Here is a 13,355-nt window from a genome sequence, read left to right as displayed (position 1 = left end):
CTTAAGGACGGCCATTCGCTCTCTCTCGCGGCCGTCCATTTTTTTGCCTGCTTCACGACGCCTCGCGGGCGCAGGTGCCGGTGTCGCAGCCTGTTGCCGGTCGCTCGCCATTCGCCATCGGGGCCTGTTCCGCAGGAGCATCGGACGGCGGCGTCTCGCCCACCAGTTGCCCGATCAATGCGCCGACCGCCATGTCATCGGCTTGCCCGAAATGGTGGAGGCGAATATTGCCGGCCTTGTCCAGCACGATCAGGCTTGGTGTGCCACGCATACCATAGGCCTGCATCGTCATCGGCACGGCTTGCCCGGGCGTCGGCTGATCCACGCCGATCGGGATGCTCACGCGATATTCGTGGAGAAAGACCTTCAGCGCGTCGACGGTCATGACGGCATGGTGCTCGAAGACCGAATGCAGGCCGATCACCGCCACGTCGTCGCGAAACGTCCGGCGAATGCGTTCCGCCTGCGGAATCCCATGTGAAACGCAGCCGGGGCAAAGCATCTGGAATGCGTGGATCACCACCACCTTGCCGCGCAAGTCGCGCAATGTGATGGGCTGCGGCGTATTCAGCCACTCCGTCACATGGAGTTCCGGCGCCGGCATCGACGATAAGCGGGATTGAGCCATCTTCCACCTCCAATGGGTAGTCTGGGAGCGTTGCGACAAGGGGTGCCGCGCTGGCATCCGGCGGGGTCGCGCATGACGCGCCGCCGCCCCTGTCTGGCTGGTTTCCAGTATGGATCGCCAGGCTGGGGCATTGGATACGTTCCGTCCTTTCCGCATACCCATTCGTCCAGATCTGGCCGTCGCTTGCGGACCTGGCGACGCCGCCTCCATGCGGTACTCGCGGGCTATTCAATTCCACAAAACGGAATTGACGGGCTGCGTGAAACGACGCATGCGCCTACGCTGTAGCCATTGAAGACGTGCCGTCCGATCCCCGCGGATGACGCGACAACAGCAACAGGAGACAGCCTTGGCATTCCCTTATTTCCGCGCCGCCGGCCGGCTGGCCGTGGTATCCGCATCCGCGATGTTCGCGATCCTGGGCGCCTCGGCGCCCGCCACCACGCACGCCGCGGCCTCCACGTTCCCCGACAAGCCGATCCGCATCGTGGTGCCGTTCTCGCCGGGCGGCGGGACGGACCTGATTGCCCGCGCGATGGGCGTGGCGATGGGGCAGGACCTGGGCCAGACCGTCGTGGTCGACAACCGTCCCGGCGGCGGCACGATCATCGGCACGGACAACGTGGCCAAGAGCGCGCCGGATGGCTACACGCTGGTCATGGCCACCTTCGCGCATGCCGTCAACCCGAGCCTGCAGCCCAAGCTGCCGTATGCCACCGACAAGGCGTTCGCGCCGGTCATGCTGGTGGGCCGCTCGCCCAATGTGCTGGTGGTGCGTGCGGACAGCCCGTACAAATCGGTGCGCGACGTGATCGCGGCGGCCAAGGCCCAGCCGGGCCGCATCTCGTTCGCCTCGCAAGGTCCGGGCACGTCCGCGCATCTGGCCGGGGAACTGTTCAAGAGCCTGGCCAGGGTCGACTTGAACCACATCCCCTACAAGGGCGCCGGCCCCGCCATTACCGACCTGCTGGGTGGCCAGGTGGACCTGATGTTCGCCACGGCCTCCGCCGTCGGCAACCTGCTGGAGTCCGGCAAGCTGCGCGCGCTCGGCGTCACCAGCGCCCAGCGTTCGGCCAGCCCTGATCTGTCCAAGGTGCCGACCATCGCCGAGAGCGGCGTGCCCGGCTACGTCGCCGAAAGCTGGTATGGCCTGTTCGTCCCAGCCGGCACGCCTGCGCCGGTGATCGCCCGCCTCAACGCCGCCGCGCACAAGGCCGTGACCACCGAGGCATTCCGCAAGCGCGCCGATGCCGAGGGCCTGATCGTCAGCCCCGGCACACCCGAGGAACTCGCCCGCTACGTGCGCGGCGAAGAGGTGCGCTGGAGCAAGGTCGTCAAGGACGCCAAGATCACCCTGAATTGATTTCGCCCGAATTTTCCGAGAACTTCACCATGACCGATTTCAACCTGATCCAGCTCGACGTCCGCGACGGCATTGCCGTGCTGACCCTGAATCGTCCCGAAAAACGCAACGCCATCAGCGACGACATGCGCACCGAGCTGATTACCGCGCTGGAACGCGTGACCGCCGACCGCGCCATCCGCGCGCTGGTGCTGACCGGTGCCGGCAAGGGCTTCTGCGCGGGTGGCGATGTCGCCGGCATGCAGCGCCGCATGGACGCGCCGCCAGGAGAGGTGGGCTTCAATGGCTGGACCCGCCAGCAGCGCGTGCATCATTCCGTGGGCTTGCTGCACAACATGCCCAAGCCGACCATTGCCGCCGTCAATGGCGGTGCCAACGGGCTGGGTGCCGACATGGCGATGGCCTGCGATTTCGTGATCGCATCGGACGCCGCCAGCTTCACGTGGTCGTATATCCACCGTGGCCTGATTCCCGATGGCGGCGGCATGTACTTCCTGCCGCGCCGCACGGGCCTGCCTGCGGCCAAGGAACTGATTTTCTCGGGCCGCAAGGTGGACGCCGCCGAGGCGCTGAAGCTTGGCATCGCCGACCGGCTGTCGTCGTCGGAGACATTGATCGGCGATGCGCTGACGTGGGCCGCCGAACTGTCGCACGGCTCGCCGACCGCACTGGCGCTGGGCAAGAGCATCCTGAACCAGACCTTCGAGCTGACCGCCGACCAGGTCTTCGGGCAAGGCAGCCAGGCACAGGGCATCTGCTACACCAGCGCCGAGCACCGGGAATCCGTGCTGGCCTTCCTGGCCAAGACGGCCGCCGCAAAGGGCTGAGCGATGGCGACCGAACTGATGACCTCCACGTCCGCCGCCATCGCGCGCCTGGTCAAGCCGCGCAGCGTGGCCGTGATCGGCGCATCGGCCGATCCCAACAAGACGGCGGGCCGCCCGGTGTCGTACCTGACGCGCCACGGCTTTGACGGCGCGATCTATCCGGTCAATCCCAAGGTGGATGCCATCGACGGGCTGCGCTGCTATCCGGATATCGGTTCGCTGCCCGAGGTGCCGGACGTCGGCATCGTGCTGCTGGGCGCGGAACGCGCGCATCACGCAGTGCGCGAACTGGCACGGCGCGGCACGGGCGCGGCGATCGTGCTGGCCAGCGGCTATACGGAAACGGGTGCCGAGGGCGCGCGCCGGCAGGCGGAACTGATCGAGGCCGCAGGCAGCATGCGCTTGCTCGGGCCCAACACCATCGGCCTCGTCAATCTGACCGACAGCATTCCGTTGTCGGCCAGCGGCGCGCTGGAAATGGAACACTTTCCGGCGGGCAGCATCGGCGTGGTGTCGCAGAGCGGCGGCATCCTCGGTGCGCTGCTGTCGCGTGCGGCGGCGCGCGGGATCGGGCTGTCCAAGCTGGTTTCCACCAGCAATGAGGCGGACCTGGACCTGGCCGACTTCATCGACTACCTGGCCGATGACGACGCCACGCGGGTGATCGCGCTGTACGTGGAAAGCGTGCGGCATCCCGAGAAATTCCGCGCGGCGGCGCTGAAGGCCGCGGCGGCGGGCAAGCCCGTGGTGGCGTTCAAGATCGGCCGGTCGGAGGCCGGGGCCCGCGCGGCGGTGTCGCACACGGGCGCCATGGCCGGGGCCGACAAGATGTACGACGCGCTGTTCCGGCAGGTGGGCGTGATCCGCGCGCAGACCTTCGCGGATCTCATCGACATTCCCGCGGCGCTCGCCACGGGCCGCGTGCTGCATGGCAATCGCGTGGCGGTGCTGACCTCGACGGGCGGCGCCGGCACGCTGGTGTCCGACAGCCTGGGCGTGTCCGGCTTTGAAACCCCGGCGCCCGACGTGGCCACCGCCGATCGCCTGCGGGCGCTGCAGAAGGGCGACCACGCGGCGCTGGACCGCAACCCGATCGACGTGACGCTGGCGGGCCTGCAACCCGACCTGCTGCGCGGTGCGATTCGCGCCTTGCAGGCCAGTCCGTCGTACGACGCGGTGGCGATCATCGTCGGCTCGTCCGGGCTGGCCATGCCGGACCTGATGGCCAATGCAATCCGGGACTGCCTGCCGGAGAGCGACAAGCCGGTGCTGGCCTACGTCAGCCCGCACGCGCCGCAGGTGGCGGCGGTGCTGAACCAGCGCGGCGTGCCGGCGTTCAGCGCGCCGGAATCGTGCGCCGTGGCGCTCGGCGCGATGCTGGCCGCCGGGCAACTGAAGGCGCTGGCCCCCGCGCAGGGCGCCGCGATCCGTGCCGACGTCGATACGTCCGACCTGCAGCCGGGATCGCTCGACGAGGCCGCCGCCAAGCAGCTGTTTGCGCGCTTCGGCCTGCCGGGCGTGCGGGAAGTCGTGGTGACGGATGCGGACGCCGCCGCCAGCGCCGCGCGCGATCTCGGTGATCGCGTGGTGCTCAAGATCCTGTCGTCCACCATCACGCACAAGAGCGACATCGGCGGCGTGGCGGTCAATATCGCGCCGCAGGACATTCCGGCCCGGCTGGCGAGGATGGCCGATGACGTGAAAGCGCACACCGGCGACGCGCCGACGCGCTTCCTGGTGCAGGAGATGGTCAGCGGCGGCGTGGAGCTGATCCTCGGCATGCACCGCGATGCGCTCGGCACGGCGATCCTGCTCGGCATGGGCGGGGTCACGGCCGAATTGTTCCAGGACACCACGATGCGTCTGCTGCCGCCAACGGGTGGCCTCTCGCGTGACGAGGCCCTGTCCATGATCCGCGACCTGAAGACGTGGCCGCTGCTCGATGGCTACCGTGGCCGGCCCAAAGCCGACGTGGAGGCGCTGGCGGATGCTATTGTCGCGTTTTCGGTGATGACGGCATCGGTTGGCACACGGCTGGTCGAGGCGGAAATCAACCCCGTCTTCGTGCTGCCCGCCGGGCAGGGCGTGCGCGCGGCGGACGGCGTGGTGGTGATTGGCGAGGCATGACAGGGAAGGGAGCGACGATGACGGCATCCGCGGAGCGCGTGACGGTGAATGAGGCAGGCGTGGCAAACGCGGCAAGCGCAGCAAACGCAGCAAACGCGGCGGCGGAGGTCGAATGGCTGATGCAGCAGGCCACGACCTTTATCACGGACGCGGGCGGCTGCCGCATCGTCTGGCGGCGTTTTGGCAGTGGCCCGGCCGTGCTGCTGGTGCATGGCGGCCACGGCAGCTGGCTGCATTGGGTTCGCAATATCGAGGCGCTCGCGGCGCGGCATACGGTCTGGGCGCCGGACCTGCCGGGCTACGGCGAATCGGGCGATCCGGCGGACGGGGCGCTGCAGTCCCTGATCGACGCGGTGGTGGCGGGCTTTGCCGAATTGCCCGACACGCACACGGTGGATCTGGTCGGGTTCTCTTTCGGCGGGCTCACGGCGTCGCATCTCGCCAGCCAGTTGCCGGGTGTGCGCCGTCTGGCACTGCTTGGGCCGGGCGGTCACGGCGGCGTGCGGCGGCAGCAGACGGCGCTGGTCGACTGGCGCCGCGCCGAAGGGGCCGAGGCGCTCACGCAGGCGATGCGCCACAACGTCGAGGCATTCATGATCGCGGACCCCGCCAGCGTGGATGCGCTGGCGCTGCTGGCCTACACGGAGTCCTGCCGTCATGCGCGCTTTCGCAGCAAGCACATTTCGCGCGCCGGCGGCTTGGCGGATGCGCTCGACCGCTTCGACGGCCCGGTGCTGGTGGCCTACGGCGAGCACGACGTGACGGCCGATCCGCGCGCGGTGCTGGACCAACTGGTGACAGGCCGTCCCGATCGCCGGGGCGCATTCATCCCGGGTGCGGGGCATTGGGTCCAGTACGAGGCCCACGATGCCATCAACACCGTGCTGGGCGAGTGGCTGGCCTGAGAGCGGGCCCGCACGGGTGCTCCTGATTTGTGCGAGACTGCCGTCTGACATTTCCGCTTGACGGAATTGCAGAACAACAACGCAGAAGCGACGCGCAGGAGACAGCACCGTGGATACGCAGGACGCCCGCAGCCGGGCCCGTGGCCGCCCGGCCAGCACGCTGGCCAATCGCTCGCTCGAACGCGGCATCGAGATCCTGCGGGCCTTCCGGCCCGGTTCCGATGTGCTGGGCAACGGCGACCTCGCCGAGCGTACCGGACTGGCACGTTCGACCGTCTCGCGGCTGACCCAGAGTCTTGTCGATACCGGTTTTCTTCAATACGATGCCGCGCTGCGCGCCTATCGGCTCGGGGCACCGGTCCTCAGCCTGGCGCACGCGATGCACACCGGTTCTGCGGTGTTGCATGTGGCGGCGCCACTGATGCGCGAACTGGCCCAGGCCGAACATCTCAACGTCGGGCTGGCGATGGCCGACCGCGACGAGATGGTCTATCTCGAATCGATCCGCTACAGCCGCAAGGTGTCACTGCGCACCGTCGTGACCGGGCAGCGCGTGCCGATGGCGCTGACTTCGCTCGGACGCGCCTGGCTGGCCGTGGCGCCCGCCGACGAGCGGCAGGGCCTGATGGCCGTGTTCGCGCGGCGGTTTCCCGCCGGCTGGGCCGAACTGGAGGCGGACATTCTCGATGCCGTGGCGCAGGTCCAGCGGCGCGGCTGGTGCGCGGCCAGCTGGCAACCCGAAGTGGTGGCGATGTCCGCGCCGCTGCGGCTGGGACATCATCCGGTGCATGTGCTTAACGTCAGCCTGTCGACCCGTGCCTCCGTGGCGGAGGCCGCTCGCGAACTCGAGCCGCACCTGATGCGGCTGGTCACGCAGATTGGCGACGCGTTCCGCGCGGGAACCGGGGGCCTCTAGGTCGAATCCACGGGCGCTCTGCTCGTCGCGCTCTGCTCGTCGCGGTCTGGTGTCGATCAGCGCGCGCCGCCCCTGCGCATTCCCGGCCCATCCGAGCGGCCGGCCAGCTTGACCGGCCCGCAGCACGCACATCCCGCGCCGTGGCTCGATGATTCGTTCGATGCCGATCCGCTGCTGTCACTGCCCGCCAGCGCCGGCGCGGCCACCAGCGCGCGTGCCGCCATCGCCCCGCACCGAGGGCAGGCCGCCGGCTCATCGCGCCGGGCAATCGGCCGCATCAGCGCGAAGTCGCCACAGTCGTCACACCGATAGTCATAGGTGGGCATTGCTTCTCCGCCTGAAGGGGTCGCATCAGGCTACCAGCTTAGATCAGGTCGCGCCACAATGGGCGGCCCCGCTGTCGCGCCGCGACAGTACGTTCCGGGCGACGAACTCCCTCTCACCGCGCGATGGAAATGAATCTCGAAAAGCGCTTCGGCTTCCTGGTGGCGGACGTCGGCCGGCTGTCCGGCAAGCGGTTCGACGAACTCGCCCGCAGCTCGCTTGACCTGACGCGGGCCCAATACCGGGCGCTGGCCTACCTGTCGCACTACGGCGAAGTGAACCAGGCATCGCTGGCGGACCTGATGGAAGTCGCGCCGATCTCGGCCGGGCGGCTGCTGGACCGCATGGAAGAGGGCGGGTGGATCGCACGCCGGCCCAATCCCGAGGATCGTCGCGAGCGCATGGTACGCATGACCGACAAGGCGGGCCAGGCGCTGGACGCGGCACGCAGGGTCGGAGACCTGGTGGCCGAGCAGGCGCTCGACGGCCTGACCCCGGCCGAAGCCGACCAGTTCATCGGCCTGTTGCAACGCGTACGCGCCAACCTGTCACGCACATAGATTCCCGGAGCGCGCACCGGTCGGGGCCTGCGTCCCGCGCCCCGGGCAGGCGGGTGGACTATGCTGTAGACAGCCCGGCTTCGCCGGCTGGACGCCGGGCGGCGGATGTTGTCATCTGCCGGTATTCCCAGCCGTGCAGACCTGCAGCGAGGCATTGATGCCATGTCCAGGTACACCATTCCCACGCTGGCCGCGATCGTGGCGCTGGGGCTGCCGGCCATCGTCGGCGCCGCACCGTCTCCCCCCGTGGCCGACCATCCGTCCGGCACGCTGTCCGTAACGTTTGTCCACCCCGAGACCTTTACCGATGCGGCATGGTCGCAGTCGTACGGTAGCGACCGGCAAGTGCTCGACGACATCAGCCAGCACCTGGCCAGGCTTGCCGCCCGGAACCTGCCCGAAGGCTATGCGCTCAGCATCGAGATACTCGACATCGATCTGGCCGGCTATGTCGACTGGCGCTACTCATCGCAGGTGAGGGTGATTCGCGACGCGACGTGGCCGCGCATGTTATTGCGCTACGTGCTCAAGCATGGCGAGGAAGTCATCGCCAGCGGCCAGGAGCGTCTGGCCAACATGAACTTCACGTGGGGCGTCAACCTGTATGGCTACGCGGACCGGCTGCGGTATGAAAAGGCGATGCTCGACGAGTGGTTCGAGCGCCGGATCACCAAGGTCACCGGCCACGCCTGACCGGGCGGATTGGGCGGATCGGGCCTCGTCCGTCGTCGTCAGGATGCTGGCGGGAACCGCACCGCGACGGTCAGCCCGCCGCCTTGCGTTTCCGCCAACGCGACCGTGGCGCCATGCAGGCGCGCGATCTCGCGAACGATCGACAGCCCCAGCCCGCTGCCCGCGCGTGCCGCGCTGGCCTCGCCGCGATAGAAGCGATGGAACACCGAGTCCCGCTCGAACGTGGCGATGCCCGGGCCGTTATCCTCGACGAACAGACACGGGCCATCGATCCGCACCGTGACGATGGCCCCGGCCCCCGCATAGCGGATCGCATTGTCGATCAGGTTGCCCAGCATCTCTTGCAGCAGGTCCGGCTGACCGTCGATCTCCACCGCCGTGTTGCCTTCAAAGCCCAGGTCCACCCCATCGCGCCGCGCGAGCGGTGCCCATTCCAGTGCCACGGTCTGCGCGATCGTATCGAGCCGCAGCCGCCGCAACGTAGGCGCGTAGCCACTGTCCGGCTCCAGCCGCGACAGCGACAGCAGTTGTTCCACTTCCTTGGCGGCCTGACGGACGGAGCCATGCAACCGCTCGACATGCGTGCGTACGCCCGGCAGGTCCTGCTCGCGCAGGGCCAGCTCGGATTCAGCCTGGATGATGGCCAGCGGCGTCTTGAGCTGGTGCGCCGCGTCCGCAAAGAAGCGCTTGCGTCCCTGCACCATGCCGTGCAGGCGGGCCACGTACTGGTTGACGGCCAGCACCAGCGGCTTGGTTTCGACGGGCAGGGCGGCGTCCGCGAGCGGCTCGAGGTCGTCGGGGCCGCGCGCGGTCATCGCATCGGAGAGGCGCCGTAATGGCCGCAGACCGCGCTGCACGCCGAACCAGACGATGACGAGCGCCAGGCTGACCAGCATCAGCTCCTGCAGCAGCGAACCGACCAGGATGTCCTGCGCTAGCTGCTCGCGCGGCTCGGTGGTCTCCGCCACAAGCACCCAGACCAGTTGCGTGCGCGCGGATCGCACATCGTGCAGCGGTAGTGGCATCGCGGCCATGCGCAGCGGCTCGCCACGATATTCGGCGTCATAGAACTGGGTGCGATAGAGCGAGCGCACCGGCTCGGGCGGCATCGGCAGGCCCTCGTAGCCGGTGATCGTGACGCCATGGTCGTCGCGGATCTGGTAGTAGATCCGCGATCCGGCTTCGGCATCGAAGACCTCCAGCGCCAGATAGGGGACTTCCACTTCCACGCGGCCATCGCGCAGGCTGATGCCTTCGCGCATCGACTTGAGCGATGCGGCCAGCGTGCGGTCGAATGCATGATGCGCCGCCGCCATGGCGCGCCGGTCCGTCAGCCACGCATCCAGCGCCAGCAGGCCCAGCAGCGGCAGCAACAACCAGAGCGTAAGTTGCAGGCGCAGGCTGGCGGCCCTCATGGGCGCGCGGCCTCCGCGGAGGATTCGCGCGCTTCCAGCAGGTAGCCCAGCCCGCGCAGCGTGACAATGCCCACGCCGCTGCCTTCCAGCTTCTTGCGCAGGCGATAGACGTAGATCTCGATGGCATCCGCGTTGACCGATTCGTCGATCCCGAAGATTTTCTCGGACAGCGCCGCCTTGTTGACGGCGCGGCCATCGCGCAGCAGCAGGATTTCCAGCACCGCGCGTTCGCGCCCCGTCAGCGCCAGCAGTTCGCCATGCAGCGTGAAGGCGCGGCTGACGCTGTCGTAGTGGAGCGGGCCGCAGTGGAGTTCGGTCCGGTCGTGCCCATGGCTGCGGCGGATCAGGGCGCGTGCGCGCGCCTCCAGCTCGCTCAGGGCGAATGGCTTGGCCAGGTAGTCGTCGGCGCCCAGATCGAGCCCGCGTACGCGGTCTTCCACCGATCCATGGGCCGTCAGCACCAGCACGGGCACCGCGTTGCGCCGCTGGCGCAGCCGACGCAGCACCTCCAGCCCGTCGAGGCGCGGCAGGCCGATATCGAGGATCGCCAGCGCGTAGTCCTGCGTGGTCAGCAGGTGGTCCGCACTGGCCCCGTCATGCATGCAATCGACCGTGAAGCCGGTCTGGCTCAGCGACTCCACAAGGGAGGCGGCCAGTTTGAGGTTGTCTTCGGCAAGCAGGATACGCATGGCAGGGATACGGCACGGCGGCAGGGAGGGATGATGCGGCCGACAGATGGCCGCGTGGAGTGATACCCGCAAGCGACAGTCCGTGCCTAGCTAGGGAAACCCCCAATCGGAGGCCGCGCAACAGCCTGAAATGACAGGAATTTCGAAAGCGATCTGAAAGTGAGGCTCCCATACCATCCGTGCCGTTCCACAACTAGAACGACACTGGGAGACTGGTATGAAAGGGAAGGCATTGACCCTGGCCGCGTTGGGTTGCGCGGTATCGGGTGGCGCGGCGGCGCAGTCCAGCGTGACGCTGTACGGCCTCGTCGACTCCGGCATCGAGTACGTGAATCATGCGGGCCCGGGCGGCACCTCCACGGTCAAGATGACCTCGGGCGGCAAGAATACGTCCCGCTGGGGCCTGCGCGGCACGGAAGACCTGGGCGGTGGGCTGAAGGCCGTGTTCGTGCTCGAATCCGGCATCGCGGTGGATACCGGCAAGCTTGACACCGACAACACGCTGTTCGACCGCCGCGCGACGGTGGGCCTGTCCGGCAAGTACGGCCGGGTACTGATGGGCCGCGACTTCACCACGACTTACGATTTCATGCTGCCCTTCGACCCGATGGGCTACGCGCCAAACTACTCGTGGGCCACGTCGTCCAACGCCACGGGCGGCCGCAAGGATGGCATGTTCACGCGCGCCACCAACATGGTCCGCTACGACGGCACGTTCGGCGGCGTCAAGCTGGGCGCCACCGTGGCGCTGGGCGAGGTGGCGGGCAGCTTCAAGAGTTCGTCCAAGTACGACCTGGGCGTCGGCTACAACGCGGGCGGCTTCGCGGCGGCCGTGACCTGGGATCGCCAGAACGGCGCGGGCACCAGCACCACGCCGGCCGACAGCGTCGACTACATCCAGGGCATCCACGCCGGGGCGAGCTACGACTTCGGCTCGCTGGCGGTGTACGCCGGCTACCGCAACTACAAGCGCACGTTCACCACGGCCGCGGCTTCGCAGCTGAGCGACATGTACTGGCTGGGTGCCGCGTACGACTTCACGCCCGCCTTCACGCTCTACGGCGCGGTGTACAAGCAGAACATCAAGGGCGATACCGACGCAGACCCGATCCTGTTTTCGCTGCGCGCCCAGTACAACCTTTCCAAACGCACCATGGCCTACCTGTCAGCCGGGTATGCCAAGGCGCGCAATGGTCAGAACGTGAGTGTCTCGCGTGATTTCGTTGGCTACGCCAACAATCAGGTCGGCGTGACGGCGGGCTTGCAGCACCGCTTCTGATCGTTGTTTCAACCGTCGTGGTGGACGGTTCCCGGCAGCGCGAGGGGCTCGCGCTGCCGGTTTTTGTTTGGAGATCGTTTCAAAACGATTCTGGCGTCGTTGCGCGGCCTTGCCGTACCACTTGTACTGTCTGCGGCCGCGCGTCTAGCCAGAACCGCTATCGCTTCGTTTTGAAACAATCTCCTGGGTACTTCTTGCCCTCTAGGAGAGCAACCCATGACGCTCATGCCATTCGCGTAGCGATTCATGTGGCCATGTGCGGGCGTGCTGGTGTGCGCGTCCGCGCGGCACATCGACCCATGGCGCCGCGAAGTCCAGCGCGGCTTCGACCACCTCCGGTGGCTTAGGCAGTGCAGTGTCGATGGCGCTGGCATTGGGATGGACGAGTTCCGGCCAGCGTGGGTCCCACAGCCAGAGCGGGCTGCCGCATTGCGTGCAGAAATGCCGGAACGCCTTTGATCGTGTCGGGCGCTTGCCGGGTTCACGCATCACCGCATGGAAGAAGCCGACGTATTTCTTGCCGCGCACGCGCAGGGTGGCGGCATCGCCACCGAGGTTGATCGCATAGCCGCCGCCACCGCCGGTCTTGCGACAGATGCTGCAATGGCAGTGCATGAACGGGTAAGGCGAATCGGACTCCAGGCTGAAATGCACGGCGCCGCATTGGCAAGAGCCTTCGAGATGCATGGCGATGTCTCCACGAGATCCTGCCGGCAGTGTGTGGCACGCGCGTGGCTGCCACAAGCGCTTTTTTTCCTCGAAAACTGTGGCGTTGTCAGGCGCCGTCTGTCAGCGCGGATGAGTTTTTGTAAGGAGATGTGTGGATGCGGCACGCGGTGCACGGCGCGACTTCTAGACTTCGGTGCGCGGTGCAGGAGCGGCAACGCTGCTGCGCACGGCATGTGTGGTGTCTTCTCCGTGTGGCCGATGCGTCGATGCACAAGCGCGTGCATCGCGCGCACGACACCGGCGGAAGACGCTGTCCGCCAACAACATCATGAGAGGTCTCATATGTCTTCGAACCGAATCATCCGTACTACCTCGCTGATCGGCGCTCTGGCAGCCGGCCTGATGTCTGCCACCGCCTTTGCCCAGACCACCACGGCACCGGCCGATGCCAATGCGGTGCCGCCGGGCATGACCCAGATTCAACCGCCGAAGGATCCGCTGGTGGAACGCCGCGAAGCGCGCAAGGTCGCCAAGGATCAGTACAACGCCGAGAAGTCAGCCGCCAAGGCGGAATACAAGCAGGACGTCGGCGCCGCCAAGCAGGAACGCAAGGACGCGAACAAGGCGGCCAATGAGACGGCCAGGCAGGAAATGCAGCAGGGCACGATGAAGCAGTGATGAGGCCCGTACCGCGTGCGCTGGCCGGGCGCAGGGGCGCCAGGCCAGCGCACACAGTCGGGCGCCGGGCCAGCGCACACAGTCGATTGCGGTCGGTGGCTTGGAGGCGCTATCAAAATGAAGCGCTAGCGGTTCTGGCTAGGGCGAAGCAGGGGTTTCGGATCGCATGCGATCCGGCTGCGTAGCAGCATGCGCCTGCCAGCGCATGCGCGCCCTGCAAGGGCGCGGCCGCAGACAGTACAAGCGGTACGGCAAGGCCGCGCAACGACGCCAGAATCATTT

14 protein-coding genes are annotated in these 13,355 nt (G+C 67.5%); 9 read left to right on the top strand and 5 right to left on the bottom strand.

Annotation, left to right across the window (positions count from 1 at the left end; translation table 11 throughout):
• Positions 1 to 52: 52 nt before the first annotated feature.
• Complete coding sequence (locus BLR29_RS15490) at positions 53 to 628, bottom strand: redoxin family protein (RefSeq protein ID WP_092137909.1); 576 nt, start codon at positions 626 to 628, stop codon at positions 53 to 55.
• Positions 629 to 1,034: 406 nt separating this feature from the next.
• Between BLR29_RS15490 and BLR29_RS15485 the strand changes: the two genes are divergently transcribed.
• From BLR29_RS15485 to BLR29_RS15465, 5 genes are all read left to right on the top strand, one after another.
• Complete coding sequence (locus BLR29_RS15485; protein ID WP_255371296.1) at positions 1,035 to 1,991, top strand: tripartite tricarboxylate transporter substrate binding protein; 957 nt, start codon at positions 1,035 to 1,037, stop codon at positions 1,989 to 1,991.
• 29 nt (positions 1,992 to 2,020) lie between these two features.
• Complete coding sequence (locus BLR29_RS15480; protein WP_092138241.1) at positions 2,021 to 2,818, top strand: enoyl-CoA hydratase/isomerase family protein; 798 nt, start codon at positions 2,021 to 2,023, stop codon at positions 2,816 to 2,818.
• 18 nt (positions 2,819 to 2,836) lie between these two features.
• The gene (locus BLR29_RS15475) at positions 2,837 to 4,945 is read left to right on the top strand and encodes an acetate--CoA ligase family protein (protein WP_092138240.1); all 2,109 of its coding nucleotides are present in this window, start codon (positions 2,837 to 2,839) and stop codon (positions 4,943 to 4,945) included.
• A 17-nt stretch (positions 4,946 to 4,962) separates the two neighbouring features.
• A complete protein-coding gene (locus BLR29_RS15470) occupies positions 4,963 to 5,850 on the top strand; it encodes an alpha/beta fold hydrolase (RefSeq protein WP_255371270.1) in 888 nt (295 codons plus the stop codon).
• 109 nt (positions 5,851 to 5,959) lie between these two features.
• Entirely contained in the window at positions 5,960 to 6,766 is an 807-nt protein-coding gene (locus tag BLR29_RS15465; protein WP_092137907.1) for an IclR family transcriptional regulator, read from the top strand.
• A gap of 56 nt (positions 6,767 to 6,822) precedes the next feature.
• Here BLR29_RS15465 and BLR29_RS15460 read toward each other — a convergent pair whose 3' ends face one another.
• A complete protein-coding gene (locus BLR29_RS15460; RefSeq protein ID WP_092137906.1) occupies positions 6,823 to 7,092 on the bottom strand; it encodes a zinc ribbon domain-containing protein in 270 nt (89 codons plus the stop codon).
• 123 nt (positions 7,093 to 7,215) lie between these two features.
• Between BLR29_RS15460 and BLR29_RS15455 the strand changes: the two genes are divergently transcribed.
• The gene (locus BLR29_RS15455) at positions 7,216 to 7,650 is read left to right on the top strand and encodes a MarR family winged helix-turn-helix transcriptional regulator (protein WP_092137905.1); all 435 of its coding nucleotides are present in this window, start codon (positions 7,216 to 7,218) and stop codon (positions 7,648 to 7,650) included.
• Between the two features lie 162 nt (positions 7,651 to 7,812).
• Positions 7,813 to 8,343: a DUF3016 domain-containing protein gene (locus BLR29_RS15450; RefSeq protein ID WP_176860968.1), complete on the top strand. Its 531-nt coding sequence runs from the start codon at positions 7,813 to 7,815 to the stop codon at positions 8,341 to 8,343.
• Between the two features lie 38 nt (positions 8,344 to 8,381).
• Here the strand turns inward: BLR29_RS15450 and BLR29_RS15445 are convergent, their stop codons facing one another.
• Together BLR29_RS15445 and BLR29_RS15440 are read right to left on the bottom strand one after the other, a co-directional pair.
• Positions 8,382 to 9,758 carry a sensor histidine kinase gene (locus BLR29_RS15445; protein WP_092137903.1) on the bottom strand — a complete coding sequence of 459 codons (1,377 nt, stop codon included), beginning with the start codon at positions 9,756 to 9,758 and terminating at the stop codon, positions 8,382 to 8,384.
• Positions 9,755 to 10,447 carry a response regulator gene (locus BLR29_RS15440; protein ID WP_092137902.1) on the bottom strand — a complete coding sequence of 231 codons (693 nt, stop codon included), beginning with the start codon at positions 10,445 to 10,447 and terminating at the stop codon, positions 9,755 to 9,757. Before BLR29_RS15440 ends, BLR29_RS15445 begins: the two co-directional genes overlap by 4 nt.
• A gap of 217 nt (positions 10,448 to 10,664) precedes the next feature.
• Between BLR29_RS15440 and BLR29_RS15435 the strand changes: the two genes are divergently transcribed.
• On the top strand, positions 10,665 to 11,726 hold the full coding sequence (locus BLR29_RS15435; RefSeq protein WP_092137901.1) for a porin: 1,062 nt from the start codon (positions 10,665 to 10,667) through the stop codon (positions 11,724 to 11,726).
• Positions 11,727 to 11,927: 201 nt separating this feature from the next.
• Here the strand turns inward: BLR29_RS15435 and BLR29_RS15430 are convergent, their stop codons facing one another.
• Entirely contained in the window at positions 11,928 to 12,413 is a 486-nt protein-coding gene (locus BLR29_RS15430; protein WP_092137900.1) for a GFA family protein, read from the bottom strand.
• A gap of 324 nt (positions 12,414 to 12,737) precedes the next feature.
• Here BLR29_RS15430 and BLR29_RS15425 point away from each other — a divergent pair, with 324 nt between their 5' ends.
• Complete coding sequence (locus BLR29_RS15425) at positions 12,738 to 13,073, top strand: hypothetical protein (RefSeq protein WP_092137899.1); 336 nt, start codon at positions 12,738 to 12,740, stop codon at positions 13,071 to 13,073.
• Positions 13,074 to 13,355 lie beyond the last annotated feature (282 nt).

Origin of the sequence: Cupriavidus sp. YR651 (genome assembly GCF_900101625.1) — a bacterium.
Classification (GTDB): Bacteria; Pseudomonadota; Gammaproteobacteria; order Burkholderiales; family Burkholderiaceae; genus Cupriavidus.
Note: the sequence above shows the minus strand (reverse complement) of the source record. Positions and strands in the feature narration are given on the sequence as shown.

Bases quoted from the DNA above. Each gene is read 5' to 3' on its own strand.
- BLR29_RS15480 (WP_092138241.1), top strand. From the start codon at position 2,021: ATGACCGATTTCAACCTGATCCAGCTCGACGTCCGCGACGGCATTGCC.
- BLR29_RS15435 (WP_092137901.1), top strand. From the start codon at position 10,665: ATGAAAGGGAAGGCATTGACCCTGGCCGCGTTGGGTTGCGCGGTATCG.
- BLR29_RS15440 (WP_092137902.1), bottom strand. From the start codon at position 10,447: ATGCGTATCCTGCTTGCCGAAGACAACCTCAAACTGGCCGCCTCCCTT.
- BLR29_RS15455 (WP_092137905.1), top strand. From the start codon at position 7,216: ATGGAAATGAATCTCGAAAAGCGCTTCGGCTTCCTGGTGGCGGACGTC.
- BLR29_RS15475 (WP_092138240.1), top strand. From the start codon at position 2,837: ATGACCTCCACGTCCGCCGCCATCGCGCGCCTGGTCAAGCCGCGCAGC.
- BLR29_RS15460 (WP_092137906.1), bottom strand. From the start codon at position 7,092: ATGCCCACCTATGACTATCGGTGTGACGACTGTGGCGACTTCGCGCTG.
- BLR29_RS15445 (WP_092137903.1), bottom strand. From the start codon at position 9,758: ATGAGGGCCGCCAGCCTGCGCCTGCAACTTACGCTCTGGTTGTTGCTG.
- BLR29_RS15450 (WP_176860968.1), top strand. From the start codon at position 7,813: ATGTCCAGGTACACCATTCCCACGCTGGCCGCGATCGTGGCGCTGGGG.
- BLR29_RS15490 (WP_092137909.1), bottom strand. From the start codon at position 628: ATGGCTCAATCCCGCTTATCGTCGATGCCGGCGCCGGAACTCCATGTG.
- BLR29_RS15470 (WP_255371270.1), top strand. From the start codon at position 4,963: ATGACGGCATCCGCGGAGCGCGTGACGGTGAATGAGGCAGGCGTGGCA.
- BLR29_RS15425 (WP_092137899.1), top strand. From the start codon at position 12,738: ATGTCTTCGAACCGAATCATCCGTACTACCTCGCTGATCGGCGCTCTG.
- BLR29_RS15430 (WP_092137900.1), bottom strand. From the start codon at position 12,413: ATGCATCTCGAAGGCTCTTGCCAATGCGGCGCCGTGCATTTCAGCCTG.
- BLR29_RS15485 (WP_255371296.1), top strand. From the start codon at position 1,035: ATGTTCGCGATCCTGGGCGCCTCGGCGCCCGCCACCACGCACGCCGCG.